14 protein-coding genes are annotated in these 20,263 nt (G+C 63.8%); 11 read left to right on the forward strand and 3 right to left on the reverse strand.

Going from position 1 to position 20,263, the window contains the following annotated elements:
* Nucleotides 1-210: 210 nt before the first annotated feature.
* The 8 genes from dnaE to ispD all read left to right on the forward strand — a co-directional run bounded on the left by dnaE (nt 211) and on the right by ispD (nt 11,741).
* Nucleotides 211-3,732 carry a DNA polymerase III subunit alpha gene (gene dnaE / locus Q6A48_RS20580; RefSeq protein ID WP_304556073.1) on the forward strand — a complete coding sequence of 1,174 codons (3,522 nt, stop codon included), beginning with the start codon at nt 211-213 and terminating at the stop codon, nt 3,730-3,732.
* 149 nt (nt 3,733-3,881) lie between these two features.
* Nucleotides 3,882-4,829, forward strand: coding sequence for an acetyl-CoA carboxylase carboxyltransferase subunit alpha (locus tag Q6A48_RS20585; protein ID WP_304556074.1), 948 nt, complete (start codon nt 3,882-3,884; stop codon nt 4,827-4,829).
* A gap of 135 nt (nt 4,830-4,964) precedes the next feature.
* On the forward strand, nt 4,965-6,293 hold the full coding sequence (tilS, locus tag Q6A48_RS20590) for a tRNA lysidine(34) synthetase TilS (protein ID WP_304556075.1): 1,329 nt from the start codon (nt 4,965-4,967) through the stop codon (nt 6,291-6,293).
* A 274-nt stretch (nt 6,294-6,567) separates the two neighbouring features.
* Nucleotides 6,568-8,199 (forward strand): CTP synthase, encoded by a 1,632-nt coding sequence (gene pyrG / locus Q6A48_RS20595; protein WP_304556076.1) that lies wholly within the window; start codon nt 6,568-6,570, stop codon nt 8,197-8,199.
* A gap of 4 nt (nt 8,200-8,203) precedes the next feature.
* Nucleotides 8,204-9,049, forward strand: coding sequence for a 3-deoxy-8-phosphooctulonate synthase (kdsA, locus tag Q6A48_RS20600; RefSeq protein ID WP_053152762.1), 846 nt, complete (start codon nt 8,204-8,206; stop codon nt 9,047-9,049).
* Nucleotides 9,050-9,298: 249 nt separating this feature from the next.
* Nucleotides 9,299-10,588 (forward strand): phosphopyruvate hydratase, encoded by a 1,290-nt coding sequence (eno, locus tag Q6A48_RS20605; RefSeq protein WP_304556078.1) that lies wholly within the window; start codon nt 9,299-9,301, stop codon nt 10,586-10,588.
* A gap of 170 nt (nt 10,589-10,758) precedes the next feature.
* On the forward strand, nt 10,759-11,037 hold the full coding sequence (gene ftsB, locus Q6A48_RS20610; RefSeq protein WP_003184873.1) for a cell division protein FtsB: 279 nt from the start codon (nt 10,759-10,761) through the stop codon (nt 11,035-11,037).
* On the forward strand, nt 11,034-11,741 hold the full coding sequence (gene ispD / locus Q6A48_RS20615; RefSeq protein ID WP_304556079.1) for a 2-C-methyl-D-erythritol 4-phosphate cytidylyltransferase: 708 nt from the start codon (nt 11,034-11,036) through the stop codon (nt 11,739-11,741). The genes ftsB and ispD overlap by 4 nt, the downstream gene beginning before the upstream one ends.
* A 108-nt stretch (nt 11,742-11,849) precedes the next feature.
* Here the strand turns inward: ispD and mifR are convergent, their stop codons facing one another.
* From mifR to Q6A48_RS20630, 3 genes are all read right to left on the reverse strand, one after another.
* Nucleotides 11,850-13,184, reverse strand: coding sequence for a sigma-54-dependent transcriptional regulator (gene mifR / locus Q6A48_RS20620; protein WP_304556080.1), 1,335 nt, complete (start codon nt 13,182-13,184; stop codon nt 11,850-11,852).
* Complete coding sequence (locus Q6A48_RS20625; RefSeq protein WP_304556081.1) at nt 13,177-14,943, reverse strand: sensor histidine kinase; 1,767 nt, start codon at nt 14,941-14,943, stop codon at nt 13,177-13,179. The genes mifR and Q6A48_RS20625 overlap by 8 nt, the downstream gene beginning before the upstream one ends.
* Before the next feature lie 296 nt (nt 14,944-15,239).
* Entirely contained in the window at nt 15,240-16,763 is a 1,524-nt protein-coding gene (locus tag Q6A48_RS20630; RefSeq protein WP_041020308.1) for a fumarate hydratase, read from the reverse strand.
* Between the two features lie 487 nt (nt 16,764-17,250).
* Here Q6A48_RS20630 and Q6A48_RS20635 point away from each other — a divergent pair, with 487 nt between their 5' ends.
* From Q6A48_RS20635 to Q6A48_RS20645, 3 genes are read left to right on the forward strand one after another with little or no spacing between them, the layout of a single operon-like run.
* The gene (locus Q6A48_RS20635; RefSeq protein WP_304556083.1) at nt 17,251-18,357 is read left to right on the forward strand and encodes a GGDEF domain-containing protein; all 1,107 of its coding nucleotides are present in this window, start codon (nt 17,251-17,253) and stop codon (nt 18,355-18,357) included.
* Nucleotides 18,350-19,285: an iron-sulfur-binding ferredoxin reductase gene (locus Q6A48_RS20640; protein WP_304556084.1), complete on the forward strand. Its 936-nt coding sequence runs from the start codon at nt 18,350-18,352 to the stop codon at nt 19,283-19,285. The genes Q6A48_RS20635 and Q6A48_RS20640 overlap by 8 nt, the downstream gene beginning before the upstream one ends.
* 28 nt (nt 19,286-19,313) lie before the next feature.
* Nucleotides 19,314-20,063 (forward strand): enoyl-CoA hydratase-related protein, encoded by a 750-nt coding sequence (locus Q6A48_RS20645; protein ID WP_304556085.1) that lies wholly within the window; start codon nt 19,314-19,316, stop codon nt 20,061-20,063.
* The last annotated feature ends 200 nt before the right edge of the window (nt 20,064-20,263 follow it).

Genomic DNA, 20,263 nt, shown 5'->3' on the forward strand with positions numbered 1-20,263 from the left:
TTATCCCCGCTGGGCTGCGAAGCGGCCCCAAAAGCCCATCAAGTACCGGATTGTCAGCTAAAGGACCGCTTCGCGCTCCAGCGGGGATAAATCCCCTCGCCACAAAGTAGTGCGCACATTTTGCCGGGCGCAATACGCATGGCTGATGTTTTACCCAAGGCCCGGTACAATCCGGGCCTTGTTGTTTTCATGACTTAACGCAGGATCACTATGCCGGCTTCATTCGTTCATCTACGCCTGCACACTGAATATTCCCTGGTCGACGGCCTGGTGCGGATCAAGCCACTGGTCAAGACCCTGGTGGGTATGAACATGCCTGCCGTGGCGGTCACCGACCAGAACAACATGTGCTCGTTGGTCAAGTTCTATAAGACCGCCATGGGCGCCGGGATCAAGCCGATCTGCGGTGCCGACCTGTGGTTGTCGAGCAAGGACCCGGATGCGCCGCTGAGCCGTATCAGCCTGCTGGTCATGAACGCGACGGGCTATCGCAACCTCACCGAGCTGATTTCCCGGGGGTTTATCGACGGCCAGCGCAACGGCTCGATCATCATCGAGCGCGAGTGGGTGGCCGAGGCCAGCGAAGGCCTGATCATGCTGTCGGCGGCCAAGGAGGGTGAAATCGGCCTGGCCCTGCTCAGCGGCAACCTCGAGGAAGCCGAGGCCCTGGCCCGCGACTGGATGGCGGTGTTCCCGGATCGCTTCTACATCGAGGTGCAGCGCACCAACCGTCCCAACGACGAAGAACACCTGCACGCCGCCGTGGCCCTGGCCGACAAGCTCGGTGCGCCGCTGGTGGCCACCAACGACGTGCGCTTCATCAAGCAGGAAGATTTCGAGGCCCACGAAACCCGCGTCTGCATCGGCGAAGGCCGTGCCCTCGACGACCCGCGTCGCTCGAAGAACTACAGCGACCAGCAATACCTCAAGAGCGCCGAGGAAATGGCCGAGTTGTTCAGCGACCTGCCCGAGGCGCTGGAAAACACCGTCGAGATCGCCAAGCGCTGCAACATCGAAGTCAAGCTGGGCAAGCACTTCCTGCCCAACTTCCCGATCCCCGATGGCATGACCATCGACGAATATTTCCGCAAGGTGTCCTTCGATGGCCTGGAGGAGCGCCTCAGCGTCCTGTTGCCCAAGGACACCACCGAGGATTACGAAGCCAAGCGCCAGGTCTATGTCGATCGGTTGAATTTCGAGCTGGATATCATCATCCAGATGGGGTTCCCCGGGTATTTCCTGATCGTGATGGACTTCATCCAGTGGGCCAAGAACAACGGCGTGCCTGTGGGGCCGGGCCGGGGCTCGGGTGCCGGGTCGCTGGTGGCCTACGTGCAGAAGATCACCGACCTCGACCCGTTGGAATATGACCTGCTCTTCGAACGTTTCCTCAACCCGGAACGGGTTTCCATGCCCGACTTCGACGTCGACTTCTGCATGGACGGTCGCGACCGGGTGATCGACTACGTGGCCGAGAAGTACGGTCGCAACGCGGTGAGCCAGATCATCACCTTCGGTTCCATGGCCGCCAAGGCGGTGGTGCGGGACGTGGCGCGGGTGCAGGGCAAGTCCTACGGCCTGGCGGATCGCCTGTCGAAGATGATCCCGTTCGAAGTCGGCATGACCCTGGAGAAAGCCTACGAGCAGGAAGAAATCCTGCGGGATTTCATCAAGGTCGACGAAGAAGCCGCGGAAATCTGGGAGATGGCCCGCAAGCTCGAAGGCGTGGTGCGCAACGTCGGCAAGCACGCCGGTGGCGTGGTGATCGCGCCGACCAAGCTGACCGACTTCTCGCCGATCTATTGCGATGAAGAGGGCGACGGCCTGGTCACCCAGTTCGACAAGGATGACGTCGAGGCGGCGGGCCTGGTGAAGTTCGACTTCCTCGGCCTGCGGACCCTGACGATCATCGATTGGGCACTGAAGACCATCAACCGCGATCGGGCCAAGCTCGGCGAAGCGCCGTTGGACATCGCGTTCATCCCGCTGGACGACAAGCCGACCTACAGCCTGTTGCAGAAGGCCGAGACCACGGCGGTGTTCCAGCTTGAATCGCGCGGCATGAAGGAGCTGATCAAGAAGCTCAAGCCCGACTGCCTGGAAGACCTGATCGCACTGGTGGCCCTGTTCCGGCCGGGGCCGCTGCAATCGGGCATGGTGGACGACTTCATCAACCGCAAGCACGGGCGCGCCGAACTGGCGTACCCGCACCCGGACTACCAGTACGACGGCCTCAAGCCGGTGCTGGCACCGACCTACGGCATCATCCTGTACCAGGAACAGGTGATGCAGATCGCCCAGGTGATGGCCGGCTACACCCTCGGCGGTGCGGACATGCTGCGTCGGGCGATGGGTAAGAAGAAGCCCGAGGAGATGGCCAAGCAGCGCGGTGGCTTCATCGAAGGCTGTGCGAACAACGGTATCGATGCCGACCTGGCCGGTAACATCTTCGACCTGGTGGAGAAATTCGCCGGCTACGGCTTCAACAAATCCCACTCCGCCGCCTATGGCCTGGTGTCGTACCAGACCGCCTGGCTGAAGGCGCATTACCCGGCGCCGTTCATGGCCGCGGTGCTTTCGGCGGATATGCACAACACCGACAAGGTCGTGACCTTGATCGAGGAAGTGCGGACCATGAAGCTGCGCCTCGACGCGCCGGACGTGAACGCCTCGGAGTTCAAGTTCACGGTGAACGACGAGGGCCGCATCATCTATGGCCTCGGCGCGATCAAGGGCGTGGGCGAGGGGCCGGTGGAAGCGATCACCGAGGCGCGCGAGGACGGGCCGTTCAAGGACCTGTTCGATTTCTGCGCCCGGGTCGACCTCAAGCGCATCAACAAGCGCACCCTCGATGGCCTGATCCGCAGCGGCGCACTGGACCGCCTCGGTCCCTATTTCCATGATGAGCCCAAGGCCTACCAGGCCAACATCGACCGCAATCGCGCGGTGTTGCTGGCCGCCATGGAAGAGGCGATCAAGGCGGCCGAGCAAACCGCCCGCACCCACGACAGCGGCCACGCCGACCTGTTCGGCGGGCTGTTCGTCGAGGAGGACGCCGACGTCTACGGCAACCATCGCAAGGCCAAGGAGCTGACCCTCAAGGAGCGTCTCAAGGGTGAGAAAGACACCTTGGGCCTGTACCTCACCGGTCACCCGATCGACGAATACGAAGGCGAGATTCGCCGTTTCGCCCGCCAGCGCATCATCGACCTGAAGCCGGCCAGGGACACCCAGACAGTGGCCGGCATGATCATTGCCCTGCGGGTGATGAAGAACAAGAAGGGCGACAAGATGGGCTTCATCACCCTCGACGACCGTTCCGGACGCATCGAGGCTTCCCTGTTCGCCGATGCGTTCCATTCGGCGCAATCGCTGTTGCAGACCGACGCGATGGTGGTGGTGGAAGGCGAGGTCAGCAACGATGACTTCTCCGGCGGCCTGCGGCTGCGGGTCAAGCGGGTGATGAGCATGGAAGACGCCCGCACCAACCTGGCCGAGAGCCTGCGCCTGAAGTTGCAGACCCAGGACCTCAAGGGCGATCAGCTACGCTGGCTGGGCGAATTGTTCAAGCGTCATCGCGGCGCCTGTCCGATCACCATGGAGTACGTGCGCCCCGACGCCAAGGCGGTGTTGCAGTTCGGCGAAGGCTGGCGGATCGATCCGGCGGATGCGTTGATTCAAGCCTTGCGTGACCAGTTCGGCAAAGACAACGTCTTCCTCCAATACCGTTGACGGCCAGGGGCCACTTCGCAAACCCGGATACCCCTGATCTCGACCCGAATTTTTAATCTCGACCTGAACGCGCCTCTCCCTTAAGGTAGGCGCGAATAGACAACCGGCCGGCCCAAGCTCTCTTGGACGTCGACCCAAGACGGACGCCTATGAACCCGAATTTTCTAGATTTCGAACAGCCGATCGCCGACCTGCAAGCCAAGATCGAAGAGTTGCGCTTGGTCGGTAATGACAATTCGCTGAATATCGGCGATGAGATCTCTCGTCTGCAGGACAAGAGCCGCACGCTGACCGAGGACATCTTCGGCAAGCTGACCAGCTGGCAGATCGCCCGCCTGGCGCGCCATCCGCGTCGTCCCTATACCCTGGACTACATCGAGCACATCTTCACCGAGTTCGACGAACTGCACGGCGACCGTCATTTCTCCGACGACGCCGCGATCGTCGGTGGCGTGGCTCGCCTGGAAGACCAGCCGGTGATGGTCATCGGCCATCAGAAAGGCCGCGAAGTGCGCGAGAAGGTCCGTCGCAACTTCGGCATGCCGCGTCCTGAAGGCTACCGCAAGGCGTGCCGCCTGATGGAAATGGCCGAGCGCTTCAAGATGCCGATCCTGACCTTCATCGACACCCCTGGCGCCTACCCGGGCATCGACGCCGAAGAGCGCAACCAGAGCGAAGCGATTGCCTGGAACCTGCGCGTCATGGCCCGCCTGAAGACCCCGATCATCGCCACCGTGATTGGCGAAGGTGGTTCCGGCGGTGCGTTGGCCATTGGTGTCTGCGACCAGCTGAACATGCTGCAATATTCCACCTACGCGGTGATCTCGCCGGAAGGCTGCGCCTCGATCCTGTGGAAAACCGCCGAGAAGGCCCCGGACGCCGCTGAAGCCATGGGCATCACTGCCGAGCGCCTCAAGGGTCTGGGCATCGTCGACAAGGTGATCAACGAGCCAGTGGGCGGCGCCCACCGCGACCCGGCGGCGGCCGCAGCGCTGATTCGTGCCGAGCTGAGTTCGCAATTGTCGATGCTGAAGAAGCTCGATCACGATGCATTGCTGGCCCGTCGCTATGAGCGGTTGATGAGCTACGGTCTCTGATTCAAGCGCTGTAGCCCTGTGTGGGAGCGAGCTTGCTCGCGATGGCGGAGTATCAGTCAACTTATCTGTTGAATGCTAACCCGCTATCGCGAGCAAGCTCGCTCCCACATTTGATTTGTGTGAAGGCCCGTTTCTATGAGTCAGCCCAGGATCGAGCTGCCCACCCAGCTCCTCACACAGCTATCCCCCTGGCGCAACGCCGCCACTTGGCACGTCGCCTTCTCCGGTGGCCTCGATTCCACCGTCCTGCTGCATCTGCTCGCATCTCTCTCCAAAACCCAACCCTTGCCTGCGCTAAGTGCAATCCACGTCCACCATGGTCTTCAGTCGGTGGCGGATACTTGGCCGGATCATTGTCGTTCGGTTTGCGAGGCCCTTGGGGTGCCACTGCAAGTGGTCAATGTGCAAGTCCGTCCGGGTGCCAGTGTCGAGCGCGCCGCTCGGGAAGCGCGTTATGGCGCTTTCCTGGCAGCGATCCACAGCAATGAAGTGCTGCTTACGGCCCAGCACCGCGACGACCAGGCCGAGACCCTGCTGTTTCGACTGCTGCGCGGGGCGGGGGTGAGGGGCTTGGCCGCGATGCCCCGGCAGCGTCCATTGGGCCAGGGGCATCTGCTGCGGCCATTGCTCGATGTGTCCCGCGCGGAGCTGGAGGCCTATGCGAGGCAACAAGGCCTGAGCTGGATCGACGATCCGTCCAACGACGATCACCGCTACGCACGCAACTTTCTGCGCCAGCGGATTTTTCCAGCGCTGGCCGAGCATTGGCCACGAGCCTCGGCAACCCTGGCTCGTAGCGCGGGGCACATGGACGAAGCCCAAGGTTTGCTGGAGGATCTGGCGCAAATCGACCTGGCCCAGGCCTTGATCCCTGGCGCATTCGACTGGCTCGGGCTGCCATCCCTGGCGCTGGCACCTTTGCAAGCGTTGTCGCCGGCCCGCCAGCGCAACGCGCTGAGCCACTGGCTGGCGCCGCTGACCTTGCTGCCCGACAGCGATCACTGGTCGGGCTGGGACTCTTTACGTGATGCGGCAGACGACGCCCGGCCGATCTGGCGCCTGGCCGGCGGCGAACTGCACCGGGCTGGCGGGCGAGTCTGGTGGTTATCCGACCACTGGCTCTGTGCTACGCCAGGCGCCGTCGAATGGGCGGCCCCTGCGCTGCCGCTGCGCTTGCCGGGCAACGGTCGGCTGGTGCTCAACGGCAAGCCGCCTGCGGGGCCGCTCAGCGTGCGCTATCGTCAAGGCGGCGAGGTGATGGCGCTAGTGGATCGTGGTCACCGGGATCTCAAGCGTTTGCTCAATGAACGCGGCGTGCCGGCCTTCGTTCGCGGCCGATTGCCGCTGCTGTATGAGGGCGAGCGATTGCTGGCGGTGGCCAACCTGGGCGGGCTCGACGGTGCGGCCGATGGCAGCTGGCAATTGGCCTGGCAGCCAGGAGGCCAAGATCGGGGTTTGAGCTGAAAGGGGCTTTCCGGTAGACTACGCTCCCTTCTTGATACAACTTCTGTGGATTCGCCTGAATTGCAGGAGTTGCCGATTACCAAGCAGTCTTTGCTGGGCGATTCCAAAAAATGTGTAGCGAGCAACGTACCGGTGATTCCACTTCCGGTCTGTCCCAACGCGGCGGTTTTTTTGAAAGGTGCACTGTGATTAATGCAGGTGATCGGGGGCTTCGGCCTTCCTTCGCTTTCCCCGGCGGCTCGGACCGCTTTAACGCAGACTTCTAGGGTTTTTCATGACGCGCTACATATTCGTCACGGGCGGTGTTGTTTCTTCATTGGGGAAAGGCATTGCCTCGGCTTCATTGGCGGCCATCCTGGAGGCGCGGGGGCTTAAGGTCACCATGCTCAAGCTGGACCCGTACATCAACGTCGACCCGGGCACCATGAGCCCGTTCCAGCACGGCGAAGTGTTCGTCACCCACGACGGCGCCGAGACCGACCTGGACCTGGGCCACTACGAGCGGTTCATCCGCACGACCATGACCCAGAACAACAACTTCACCACCGGCCGCGTCTACGAGCACGTGCTGCGCAAGGAGCGTCGTGGTGACTACCTGGGCGCGACCATCCAGGTCATCCCGCACATCACCGACGAAATCAAGCGCCGCATCATCAAGGGTGCCGGCGACGCCGACGTGGCGATGGTCGAGATCGGCGGCACCGTGGGCGACATCGAGTCCCAGCCGTTCCTCGAGGCCATCCGCCAGCTGCGTTTCGAAATCGGCGCCAAGCGCGCGATGCTGATGCACCTGACGCTGGTCCCGTACATCGCCACCGCTGGCGAAACCAAGACCAAGCCGACCCAGCACTCAGTCAAGGAACTGCGTTCCATCGGCCTGCAGCCGGATGTACTGGTCTGCCGCTCCGATCACCCGATCGACCTGTCGTCGCGTCGCAAGATCGCCCAGTTCACCAACGTTGAAGAGCGTGCGGTGATCGGCCTGGAAGACGCCGACACCATCTACAAGATCCCGGGCATCCTGCACTCCCAGGGCCTGGACGATTTCGTCGTCGAGCGTTTCGGCCTGCAGTGCGCCGGTGCCGACCTGTCCGAATGGGACGCCGTGGTCGATGCCAAGCTCAACCCGGAGCACGAAGTCACCATCGCCATGGTCGGCAAGTACATGGAACTGCTGGACGCCTACAAGTCGCTGATCGAGGCGATGAGCCACGCCGGCATCAGCAACCGTACCAAGGTCAACCTGCGCTACATCGATTCCGAAGACATCGAGAACCAGGGCACCGGTTTGCTCGAAGGCGCCGACGCGATCCTCGTGCCAGGCGGCTTCGGCCTGCGGGGCGTGGAAGGCAAGATCACCGCGGTGCAGTACGCTCGCGAAAACAAGGTGCCGTACCTGGGGATCTGCCTGGGCATGCAAGTGGCGGTCATCGAGTTCGCCCGTAACGTGCTGGGCTGGAAAGACGCCAACTCCACCGAGTTCGACCGCGCCAGCGGCCATCCGGTCGTGGGCCTGATCACCGAGTGGGAAGACGCCACCGGTGCCGTGGAAGTGCGCACCGAATCCTCCGACCTCGGCGGCACCATGCGCCTCGGCGCCCAGGAATGCCTGCTCGAAGCCGGCTCCAAAGTGCACGAGTGCTATGCCAAGGATGTCATCGTCGAGCGTCACCGCCATCGCTACGAAGTGAACAACAACCTGCTGCCGCAACTGATCGAGGCCGGCCTGAAGATCTCCGGTCGCTCCGGTGACGGCGCGCTGGTGGAAGTGGTCGAGTCGCCGGATCACCCATGGTTCGTCGCTTGCCAGTTCCACCCCGAGTTCACCTCGACGCCACGGGACGGTCATCCGCTGTTCAGCGGCTTCGTGAAGGCCGCTTTGGCCCAACACCAGAAAAAGGCATAAGACGATGGCCCAGAAGATCATCCGCGTCGGTGACATCGAGATTGCCAACGACAAGCCCATGGTGCTGTTCGGCGGCATGAACGTGCTGGAAAGCCGCGACATGGCCATGCAGGTCTGCGAAGAGTACGTGAAGGTCACCCAGAAGCTGGGCATCCCCTACGTGTTCAAGGCCAGCTTCGACAAGGCCAACCGTTCGTCGGTGACCTCCTACCGTGGCCCGGGCCTGGAAGAGGGCATGCGGATCTTCCAGGACATCAAGCAGGCCTTTGGCGTGCCGATCATCACCGACGTCCACGAGCCTGCCCAGGCCGCGGTCGTCGCCGAGGTCTGCGACATCATCCAGTTGCCGGCCTTCCTGTCGCGCCAGACTGACCTGGTGGTCGCGATGGCCAAGACCGGCGCGGTGATCAACATCAAGAAAGCCCAGTTCCTCGCGCCCCAGGAAATGAAACACATCCTGAGCAAATGCGAAGAAGCCGGGAATGACCAGTTGATCCTCTGCGAGCGCGGTTCGAGCTTCGGCTACAACAACCTGGTGGTGGACATGCTCGGCTTCGGCATCATGAAGCAGTTCGAATACCCGGTGTTCTTCGACGTGACCCACGCGCTGCAGATGCCGGGCGGCCGTTCCGACTCCGCCGGCGGCCGTCGCGCCCAGGTCACCGACCTGGCCAAGGCCGGCATGAGCCAGTCCTTGGCCGGCCTGTTCCTCGAGGCCCACCCGGACCCGGATAACGCCAAGTGCGACGGCCCTTGCGCCTTGCGCCTGAACAAGCTGGAACCTTTCCTGTCTCAGCTCAAGGCGTTGGACGAGCTGGTCAAGGGTTTTCCGACGATAGAAACCGCGTAACGCGGTTTTCTCCGGTAAAGTACCGCTCGATTATCGCTCTGGCCCGCTGGCCGCACTGCTCTTGTGGGAGCATGGCTTGCCAGCGATGGCGTCCTTGAGGGCCCGTCGCCGGCAAGCCGTGCTCCTGTGGCGAGGGAGCTTGCTCCCGCTGGAGTGCGAAGCGCTCCCATTCGGTCTCTTGACTGAATCGCAACCGAGGCTGAGCAAGTTTTCTGCAACGTTCTAGTCAACTTTGGAGTGTTTACAACAATGGCAAAAATCGTCGACATCAAAGGTCGTGAAGTTCTCGACTCCCGCGGCAACCCCACTGTTGAAGCGGACGTGCTTCTCGACAACGGCATCATCGGCAGCGCCTGCGCGCCGTCCGGTGCTTCCACCGGCTCGCGCGAAGCGCTGGAGCTGCGTGATGGCGACAAGGGCCGTTACCTGGGCAAGGGCGTGCTGAAGGCCGTCGCCAACATCAACGGTCCGATCCGCGACCTGTTGCTGGGCAAGGACCCTGCCGACCAGAAGGCCCTCGATCAGGCGATGATCAAGCTCGACGGCACCGAGAACAAAGCCACCCTGGGCGCCAACGCGATCCTCGCCGTGTCCCTGGCTGCCGCCAAGGCCGCCGCCCAGGACCAGGACCTGCCGCTGTACGCCCACATCGCCAACCTCAATGGCACCCCGGGCGTCTATTCGATGCCGGTGCCGATGATGAACATCATCAACGGCGGCGAGCATGCCGACAACAACGTCGACATCCAGGAATTCATGGTCCAGCCGGTAGGCGCCAAGACCTTCTCCGAAGGCCTGCGCATGGGCACCGAGATTTTCCATCACCTCAAGGCCGTGCTGAAGGCCCGTGGCCTGAGCACCGCAGTGGGCGACGAAGGTGGCTTCGCGCCGAACCTGGCGTCCAACGAAGACGCACTGAAAGTGATCTCCGAAGCCGTGGCCAACGCCGGCTACAAGCTGGGCACCGACGTGACGCTGGCCCTGGACTGCGCCGCCAGCGAGTTCTTCGAAGACGGCAAGTACAACCTGTCCGGCGAAGGCCAGGTGTTCACCGCCGAAGGTTTCGCCGACTACCTCAAGGGCCTGACCGAGCGCTACCCGATCATCTCCATCGAAGACGGCCTGGACGAGTCCGATTGGGCGGGCTGGAAAATCCTCACCGACAAGATCGGCGAGAAGACCCAACTGGTGGGCGACGACCTGTTCGTCACCAACACCAAGATCCTGAAGGAAGGCATCGACAAGAAGATCGCCAACTCGATCCTGATCAAGTTCAACCAGATCGGCACCCTGACCGAAACCCTGGAAGCCATCCAGATGGCCAAGGCCGCCGGCTACACCGCCGTGATCTCCCACCGTTCCGGGGAAACCGAGGATTCGACCATTGCCGACCTGGCCGTGGGCACCGCGGCGGGCCAGATCAAGACCGGTTCGCTGTGCCGTTCCGACCGCGTTTCCAAGTACAACCAACTGCTGCGTATCGAAGAGCAGTTGAACGGCAAGGCCAAGTACAACGGTCGCGCCGAGTTTCGCGGTTAAGCGGTAGATGGTAAAAAGACAGCGGATCAGGTCGGAAAAGTCGCCCAGGTGGTGTTTTTCCCTCTAATCTGATGCCTTATCAAGCACAAGCCTGGGTTTTCCAGGCTTCGTGCTATCAGACGCTGCAAAGTTTGGCATGGCGGTCTTTTTTCACTGGATACTGATATTCGATGCGCAGTCCCAATTGGTTGTTTCTTGTCTTGCTCCTGTTGCTGGCCGGCCTGCAGTACCGCCTGTGGGTGGGTAATGGCAGCCTGGCGCAAGTGGCCGACCTGACTCAGCAGATTGCCGACCAGCATGCCGAAAACGAGGCGTTGCTGGAGCGTAATCGGGTGATGGACGCCGAGGTCACGGAGTTGAAAAAAGGCATGGAAACCGTCGAAGAGCGGGCTCGCCATGAACTGGGCATGGTCAAGGAGGGCGAGACCCTCTACCAGTTGGCCCAATGAGTATTCGTTTGCCGGCCTTCTGGGCCGTGATTCCTGCCGCGGGCATCGGTGCCCGGATGGCTGCGGACCGACCCAAGCAGTACCTGCAACTGGGCGGACGCACGATTCTCGAACACAGCCTCGGCTGTTTCCTCGATCACCCCACCCTCAAGGGCGTGGTGGTGAGCGTTGCCCATGACGACCCCTACTGGCCAAGCCTGGCCTGCGCCAGCGATCCGCGCGTCCAGCGGGTGGACGGCGGCGAGCAGCGTGCCGATTCCGTGCTCAATGCCTTGCTGCATCTGCACGGGCAGGGCGCCGATGATCACGACTGGGTGCTGGTGCACGATGCAGCCCGGCCCAACTTGTCCCGGGACGACCTGGACACCTTGCTCGGCGAGTTGGTGAACGATCCGGTCGGCGGCCTGCTGGCCGTCCCGGCCCGGGACACCCTCAAGCGTGTCGACAAACAGGGCCGGGTGCAGGAAACCATCGATCGCAGCGTGATCTGGCAAGCCTACACCCCTCAGATGTTTCGCCTCGGCGCCCTGCACCGGGCCCTGGCCGACAGCCTGGTGGCGGATGCGCTCATCACCGATGAGGCATCGGCCATGGAATGGGCAGGGCAGGCCCCCCGCTTGATCGAGGGACGTTCCGACAACATCAAGGTCACCCGCCCCGAAGACCTGGAGTGGCTGCGCCAGCGCTGGACCCATCGCCGCTAGGGCTCACCCCGCCTTCGCCAGCAGGCTCGCCCCCACAGGGGGTTGTGCGCACCTGCCCCTGTGGGAGCGAGCCTGCTCGCGAAGTCCTGCGCCCCAACCGCTGCGAAATCAGTTGTCCTGCAAGAACATTTCCCGGCTCAACCCGTGCCGCTGCAATTTTTCATTGAAGGTGCGGCGAGGCAGTTGCAGTTCTTCGAGCACCGCTTTCACATCGCCCTTGTGCCGCATCAGGGCAGCGCGCAGGCATTGGGCTTCGAAGGCTTCCTGCTGGGCAGCGAGGGATTGCCCGGGCTCGGTGTCCAGGGTGTGCGGCTGGTCCAGCCCCAGGACCTGGCGTTCGGCGACGTTGGCCAGTTCGCGCACGTTGCCCGGCCAGGCGTGGCTGAGCAGGTAGTTCAACTGCGGGCCGCTCAGGGGCGTGGCGGGACGGCCCAGGCGTTCGGCGGCGCTGTGGGTGAAGTGCTCGAACAGCAGGGGGATGTCCTCGCGCCGTTCCCGCAGCGGCGGCAGGCGCAGTTCGGCGATGTTCAGGCGGTAGGCAAGGTCTTCGCGGAAACGCCCGGCCCGGGCTTCGTCCAGCAGGTCGGGCTTGGTCGCGGCGATGATCCGCAGGTCCACGTGGATGCTCTGGTTCGAGCCCAGCCGTTCGAGTTTCTGTTCCTGTAGCACTCGTAGCAACTTGACCTGCTGGGCCAGGGGCATGCTTTCGATTTCATCGAGGAACAACGTGCCGCCGTGGGCGTATTCCAGCTTGCCGATGCGCTTGCCCTGGGCGCCGGTGAACGCGCCGCTTTCATGGCCGAACAGTTCCGCTTCGAACAACGGTTCGGGAATGGCCGCGCAGTTCAGCGCGACGAACGGCTTGCTCGCCCTCGGGCCGAAGTCGTGCAGGCACCGGGCGACCAGTTCCTTGCCGCTGCCGGTTTCGCCGCGGATCAATACGTTGACCGGCAGCGTCGCCAGGTCCAGCACCTGGCGGCGCAGGGTCTGCAGTGCCCGCGACACGCCCAGCAGTGTGCCGTCGAGCCGGGCCCGGGCGTCGGCCTGTTCGTGCAGGCGGCGGTTCTCCAGGACCAGGCTGCGCTTGTCCAGGGCCCGCCGCAGGCTGCCGAGCAGGGCTTCGGGGCTGAAGGGCTTTTCGAGGAAGTCATAGGCGCCGTCGCGCATGGCTTCCACGGCCATCGGCACGTCCCCGTGGCCGGTCAAAAGGATCACCGGCAGGTCGGGGTCGCGGCGACGCACTTCGGCCAGCAGTTCCAGGCCGCTGAGACCGGGCATGCGCACATCGCTGAGGATCACCCCGGGGTAGTGCTCCGGCAATTGCGCCAGGCAGGCATCGGCGCGGTTGAACAACTGCACCTGGAAGCCCGACAGGCTCAACCATTGCTCGACGGCACTGCGGATGCTGCTTTCGTCATCCACGACCATGACTGAATCAAGCATGCGACTGCGCCTCCTGGTCGATGGGCAAGGTCACGCAGAATACCGCGCCGTGCTCATGATTGTCCGCTGTCAGTCGCCCGCCCGATTCATGAATGATCGCAAACGACACCGCCAACCCCAGGCCCAGGCCGTCGCCCACCGCCTTGGTGGTGAAGAAGGGGTCGAATACCTGGGCCAGGTGCTCCTCGGCAATCCCGCAACCGCTGTCGCTGACGCACAGGCGCCACAACTGTTCATCGGCCTCCAGGCGCACTTCCAGGCGCTTGAGGGGTTGCCCGGCCATGGCGTCGAGGGCGTTGCGCAACAGGTTGATCAACACCTGTTCGAGGCGGATCGCGTCGCCACGCACCCACGCCGGGCGCGTCAGGTGCAGCACGGTGCTGACCTGTTCGTCCCGCAGCCGGGTGTCCAGCAGTTGCAGCGCCTGGTCCACCACCGCCGCCAGGTCCAGCCGTTCGCGCAGGCCGCTGGGGCTCTTGCGGGCGAAGGTCTTCAGGTGGCCGGTGAGGGCGGCCATGCGGGTCAGCATGTCGTCCACCGGCTTGAGGGCCTTGTAGGCTTCGTCAACCCGGCCGTGGTCCAGCAGCAGGCGCAACGTGGCCAATTGCATGCGCTGGGCGGTCAGCGGCTGGTTGATTTCGTGGGCCAGGGCCGCGGACATCTGACCCAGGGCCGCCAGCTTGGCCGATTGCACCAGGCCGTCCTGGGCCGTGCGCAGGTCCCGGGTGCGGACTTCCACCAACCGTTCCAGCTCTTCACGGCTGCGCTGGCGAAGCTTGGCCAGGCGCCAGCGCTGGTTGAGAAACAGCAGCAGGAACACCAGCGCCAGCCAGGACCCAGCGGCAGCCAGCCCGGCGTTGCGCAGGTCCTCGAAGGCGATCTGCGGATGACGCAGCAGGTGCAGCGTCCAGCCCTCGGCGGCCAGGGGCAGGGACTCCCAGAGGTAATCGGCGCTGCCTCCCGGGGCCGCGACACGGGCCAGGTGGCTGTTGTCGTCGAAGCGGCGCAGCGATTCGATGGCCAGCGGTTGCAGCGGTTGCTTGTCGTACTGGCGGGTGGTCTTGAGTTCGGCGCGGTCGCTGTCGGTCAACGGCTGCAAGTGGCGATATCGCCAGCCCGGGCGATTGGCGATGAACACGATGCCCCGGGCATCGCTCACCAGTAAGGTATCGCTGCCCTGGCGCCATTCGCGCTCAAGCTCCGGAAACTCCAGCTTTACCACCATGGCGCCGAGGAACTCGCCGTTGTCGCCGGTCACTGCGCTGGAGAGGAAGTAGCCGGGAATGCCGCTGGTGACGCCTACCGCATAGAAGCGCCCGGTGCCTTGGGTGCGGGTCTGGATGAAATAGGGGCGGAACCCGTAGTTGTGGCCGACATAGCTGCTGGGCAGTTGCCAGTTACTGGCCGCAACGGCCAGGCCGTTGTGGTCGAGCAGTTCCAGGGTGGACGATTGGGCGGCGCCGTTGATTCGCTCCAGCTTGCGATTCAACGCGTCCTGTTGCGCACCTTCGACCGGCCCCTTGAGGGCCGAGCGCAACTCCGGGTCCAGCGCCAGCACGGCGGGCAGGGCGCGGTAGCGTTCGATCAGGGTGTGCAGGGAATTGGCGTACAGCGCCAATTGCTGGCTCGCACGGTGGGCGTCCTCTTCCAGGGCCGCGCGCTCGGCGTGGCGCACGGCGAGGGTGGCGGCGAGCGCCGCGCCGGCAAGGATCAACAGGGTGTACAGCGACAGGCGCAAGGTGCGGGTGGTTGGCAACATGCTGGCGTGGACAGGTTGAAAGTCGGGCGGGCACGATAGCATGGCGATGGCCTGGAGCGATCAGGGACTTGGAACCTGCACCTGATCCTGTGGGAGCGGGCTTGCCCGCGAAGACGCCGGCACATCCAACAGGGATGCATGTTGACCCAGCGCTTTCGCGGGCAAGCCCGCTCCCACAGTAGAACTCGGGCAGCCGTCGAACTTCTGCATCCCTGACTTTTTCGGGAAAGGGCGGACATAAAAAAAGGCCGGTGGGCATGCACCCACCGGCCTTCTTCATGGCATCGAAGGGCGTGTTACTGCACTTCTACCGCCAGGCTGTCGCTGATCTTCTTCTGCCAGATGGCCGGGCCGGTGATGTGCACCGACTCGCCCTGGCTGTCCACGGCGACCGTTACCGGCATGTCCTTGACCTCGAACTCGTAGATCGCTTCCATGCCCAGCTCGGCGAACGCCAGGACCTTGGATTTGCGGATCGCCTGGGCCACCAGGTAGGCGGCGCCGCCCACGGCCATGAGGTACACCGCCTTGTTGTCCTTGATCGCTTCGATGGCGGTCGGGCCGCGCTCGGATTTGCCGATCATGCCCAACAGGCCGGTCTGCTCGAGGATCTGGCGGGTGAACTTGTCCATTCGCGTGGCCGTGGTCGGGCCGGCCGGACCGACGACTTCGTCACCCACCGGGTCGACCGGGCCGACGTAGTAGATGAAGCGACCTTTCAAGTCCACCGGCAGGGTTTCACCCTTGTTCAGCATCTCGACCATGCGCTTGTGCGCCGCGTCGCGACCGGTGAGCATCTTGCCGTTGAGCAGCACGGTTTCGCCCGGTTTCCAGCTCTGCACTTCTTCCGGGGTCAGGGTGTCGAGGTTCACGCGGCGAGCCGAGGGGCCGGCTTCCCAGACGATTTCCGGGTAGGCGTCCAGCGGTGGCGCTTCCAGCTCCGCCGGGCCCGTGCCGTCGAGCACGAAGTGGGCGTGACGGGTGGCGGCGCAGTTGGGGATCATGCACACCGGCAGGGACGCGGCGTGGGTCGGGTAGTCCATGATCTTCACGTCGAGCACGGTGGTCAGGCCGCCCAGGCCCTGGGCGCCGATGCCCAGTTGGTTGACCTTCTCGAACAGCTCCAGGCGCATTTCCTCGATGCGGTTCTGCGGGCCGCGTGCCTTCAGCTCGTGGATGTCGATGGATTCCATCAACACTTCCTTGGCCATGACCGCGGCTTTCTCGGCGGTGCCGCCGATGCCGATGCCCAGCATGCCAGGCGGGCACCAGCCGGCGCCCATGGTCGGAACGGTCTTGAGGACCCAGTCGACGATGGAGTCGGACGGGTTGAGCATGGCCATCTTCGACTTGTTCTCGGAACCGCCGCCCTTGGCCGCCACGTCCACTTCCACGGTGTTGCCCGGGACGATGGAGTAATGGATGACCGCCGGGGTGTTGTCCTTGGTGTTCTTGCGCGCGCCCGCCGGGTCGGCGAGGATCGATGCGCGCAGGACGTTTTCCGGCAGGTTGTAGGCGCGACGCACGCCCTCGTTGATCATGTCGTCCAGGCTCATGGTCGCGCCATCCCAGCGCACGTCCATGCCCACGCGCACGAACACGGTCACGATGCCGGTGTCCTGGCAGATCGGCCGGTGGCCGGTGGCGCACATGCGCGAGTTGATCAGGATCTGCGCCATGGAGTCACGGGCCGCCGGCGATTCTTCGCGCAGGTAGGCCTCGTGCATCGCCTGGATGAAGTCCACGGGGTGGTAGTAGGAAATGAACTGCAAGGCGTCGGCAACGCTCTGTATCAGGTCATCTTGCTTGATCACGGTCATGAGTCGCGCTCCTCTAGAAGACGGGAACATTCAATAAGGTGCCGGCCGCTTGGGTGCATCGGTCGACGGGCGGCACCTCTTACAAGGCACGCCGGGCATGCTGGCGCGACGCTAAAAAGGCGCGGCAGTATAGCGCAGGCCGGCACCCTGTGGGAGCGAGCTGCCCTTGTGGCGAGGGGATTTATCTGTGGCGAGGGGATTTATCCCCGCTGGGCTGCGCAGCAGCCCCGAAGCGACTGAAGTCCAAACCCTGACGCACCGAGGCGCCTGGCTTTCAGGGCTGCTACACAGCCCAGCGGGGATAAATCCCCTCGCTACATGGGCGCGAGCCCACATCAAACAACTGCGTCAACCAGGCCATTGCTTTGACGCCATTTTTCTGCTCCAGAATTGAATGGTCATTTGGCCTGCACGCCACTAAAGTGGCGTCTGGCCTGTAGCGTAGGACGCCTCCTGTCAGTTTCCCTTTCCCATGGTGAGTCAACGATTGACCCATAACGCCATTCAACGTCTTTTGCTGAAACGCTTCGCTTTGGCGGCCGCGACTTACGCGCTGGCACTGGTGTTGTTGTGGCTGGCATTTTTCAGTGGTCATTACCTCGACTCGTTGCGCGGTGTCATCATCGGCAGCGTGCTCGTGGCGGTGTGCCAGGCGGGGCTGTTCACGCTGTTCATCACCGGTCGCAACCTGCGCTTCGCCGACCCCAGCCTCACCGAAATACAAGTGCTGGTCGGCCTAGGCTGGCAGACCTGGATGATGGCCCACCTGGACCAGGCCCGGGGCGTGTTTCTGGTGTTCTACGTGCTGATCCTGTTGTTCGGGCTGTTCCACCTGACGCGCCGGGTCTTCGTGCGCTGTGCGACGCTGGTGTTCATCAGCTTTACCGGCATCACCCTCTGGGATGGCTATTTCTTCCGGCTGCCCGACCCCACGCTGGCCGGGTTGCAGGTGTGCGTGCTGTTCATGGTGCTGGTGTGGCTGGTGTTCTATGCCCGCTACGTCCAGACCTCGCGCCAGCGCATGCGCCAGCGTCGATTTGCCCTGCAGGCGCACCAGGACACGTTGCGCGGCATGATGCGCCAGCTCGAAGACCTGGTGGCCACCGATGAACTGACCGGGCTATTCAACCGCCGGCATTTCCTGCGCCTGGCTTCCCGCGAACTCAATACCCTCAGGCCCGGCGTTGCCCATGGCCTGGCGCTGATCGACCTCGATCATTTCAAGCGCATCAACGACCTGCACGGTCACGCTGCCGGGGACCAGGTGCTCCAGGCATTCGCCAGCGTCGCCACGGCGTGCCTGCGCGAAGGCGATGTGCTGGCCCGTTATGGCGGCGAAGAGTTCGTCATGCTCCTGCCCGCCTGCGACCCATCGCGCCTCACGGCTTGTTGCGAGCGATTGCGGCTGGCGTTCACCGAAGTCGAGCTGGTCGGCCTGCAGGTCGGTGCGCTGAGCTTGTCGGCGGGCATGACCCTGCTGGAGGTGGGCGACGACCTGGACAACGCGTTGCAACGCGCCGACCAGGCGCTGTACCGTGCCAAGCGAGACGGCCGCAATCGTTGCGCCGCCGCCTGGGAGAGTGTCGATGCCTGAACTGACAGTCGCTGGCCGGCAATGGACGGTGGCGGCGGGCAGTAACCTGCTGGACGCGTTGAATGCCTCCGGTGTCGCGGTGCCCTACAGTTGCCGAGCCGGCAGTTGCCATGCGTGCCTGGTGCGATGCGTGGGCGGCGATGTGCGTGACAGCCGGCCCGATGCCTTGAGCCCGCCCCAGCGCGATCAAGGCTGGCGGCTGGCCTGCCAATGCCAGGTGATCGAGGATGTACAGGTCCACACCTTCGACCCGCAGCGCGACGGTCGCGCGGCCCAGGTGGCGGCGGTGGATTGGCTGGGCGCCGACGTGTTGCGCTTGCGAATCACCCCTGAGCGGCCCCTGCGTTATCGCGCCGGCCAGCACCTGGTGCTGTGGGCCGGCGAGGTGGCGCGGCCATACTCCCTGGCAAGCCTGCCGGAGGAAGACCGATTCCTGGAGTTTCACCTCGATTGCCGCGAACCCGGCCAATTCGTCGACGCGGCTCGGCAGCTGAAGGTTGGCGACCCGATCCGCCTCGGTGAATTGCGCGGCGGTGCCCTGCACTACGACCCCGACTGGACCGACAAGCCGCTCTGGCTGCTGGCGGCCGGCACCGGCCTGGCGCCGCTGTTCGGCCTGCTGCGCGAAGCCCTGCGCCAGCATCACCAAGGTGGCGTGCGCCTTATTCACGTGGCCCATGACCAAGCCGGTCACTATTTGGCCAAACCCCTGGCGGCACTGGCGTCCAAGCACCCGAACCTGGCCGTGGAGCTGTTGACCGCGGCCGAGGCGCCGTCCGCGTTGGCGCAACTGCGGCTTGTTTCGCGGCAAACCCAAGCCTTACTCTGCGGCCATCCCGACCGGGTCGAGGCCTTTGCCAAGCGCCTTTACCTGGCTGGCCTGCCGCGCAATCAACTGCTGGCCGACGTGTTCCTGCCCCGTGGTTGAGCGCTGATTTCCAGACGCGAGACCGACCATGAGCGAAACCCTGTTACTTGACCGTGAGCGCGGTGTGTTGACGCTCCGGCTGAACCGTCCGGACAAGAAAAACGCCCTGACCCGGGCCATGTACAGTCAATTGGCCCAGGCCCTGGCGAAGGCGGATGCCGACCCGCAGGTTCGTGCGGTCCTGCTGACCGGTTCCAGTGACTGCTTCACTGCCGGCAATGACATCATCGACTTCCTCGAACAGCCACCGGCGGACCTCGACAACCCGGTGTTCCAGTTCATGCTCGCCCTGCTGGACTGCCACAAGCCGGTGGTCGCCGCCGTGGCCGGGCCGGCGGTGGGCATCGGCACGACGATGCTGCTGCACTGCGACCTGGTCTACGTCAGCCGAGATGCGCGGTTGCGCATGCCGTTCGTCAACCTGGGGCTGTGTCCGGAGTTTGGGTCCAGCCTGATCCTGCCGCAATTGCTCGGCCAGGCCAGGGCGGCGCAGTTATTGCTGCTGGGCGAGGGCTTCAGTGGTGAACAGGCGGTCGCCTGGGGGCTGGCCACCGAGGCGCTGGCCAGTGGCGAGGCGGCCTTGGCCAAGGCTCGGGAAGTGGCGTTGCGGTTCGAATCGCTACCGCCTGACGCGGTGCGCATCAGCAAGCAACTGATGAAAACACCGGACCGGGAACTGTTGCGCAAGGTGATTGAAGAAGAGGGCAGGCTGTTCACCCAACGCCTGCGCTCGCCCGAGGCGGTGGCGGCGTTGTCGGGTTTTATCAACAGGCATTGAGTTTTTCAGCGCCTGGGCTGGCGCTATCGCGAGCAAGCTTTGCTCCCACGGTCAGGGCGTTCGCATGGGGGATGCCCCACCACCCATTCCTGTGGGAGCAAAGCTTGCTCGCGATGGGACCAGCCCAGGCACCCTGTTTATCAGAAGGCAAACACCAAAAAGCCCCGCCATTCACATGGCAGGGCTTTGGTCTTTCAGCC

Origin of the sequence: Pseudomonas citrullilanati (assembly GCF_030580855.1) — a bacterium.
Taxonomy (GTDB): domain Bacteria; phylum Pseudomonadota; class Gammaproteobacteria; order Pseudomonadales; family Pseudomonadaceae; genus Aquipseudomonas; species Aquipseudomonas citrulli.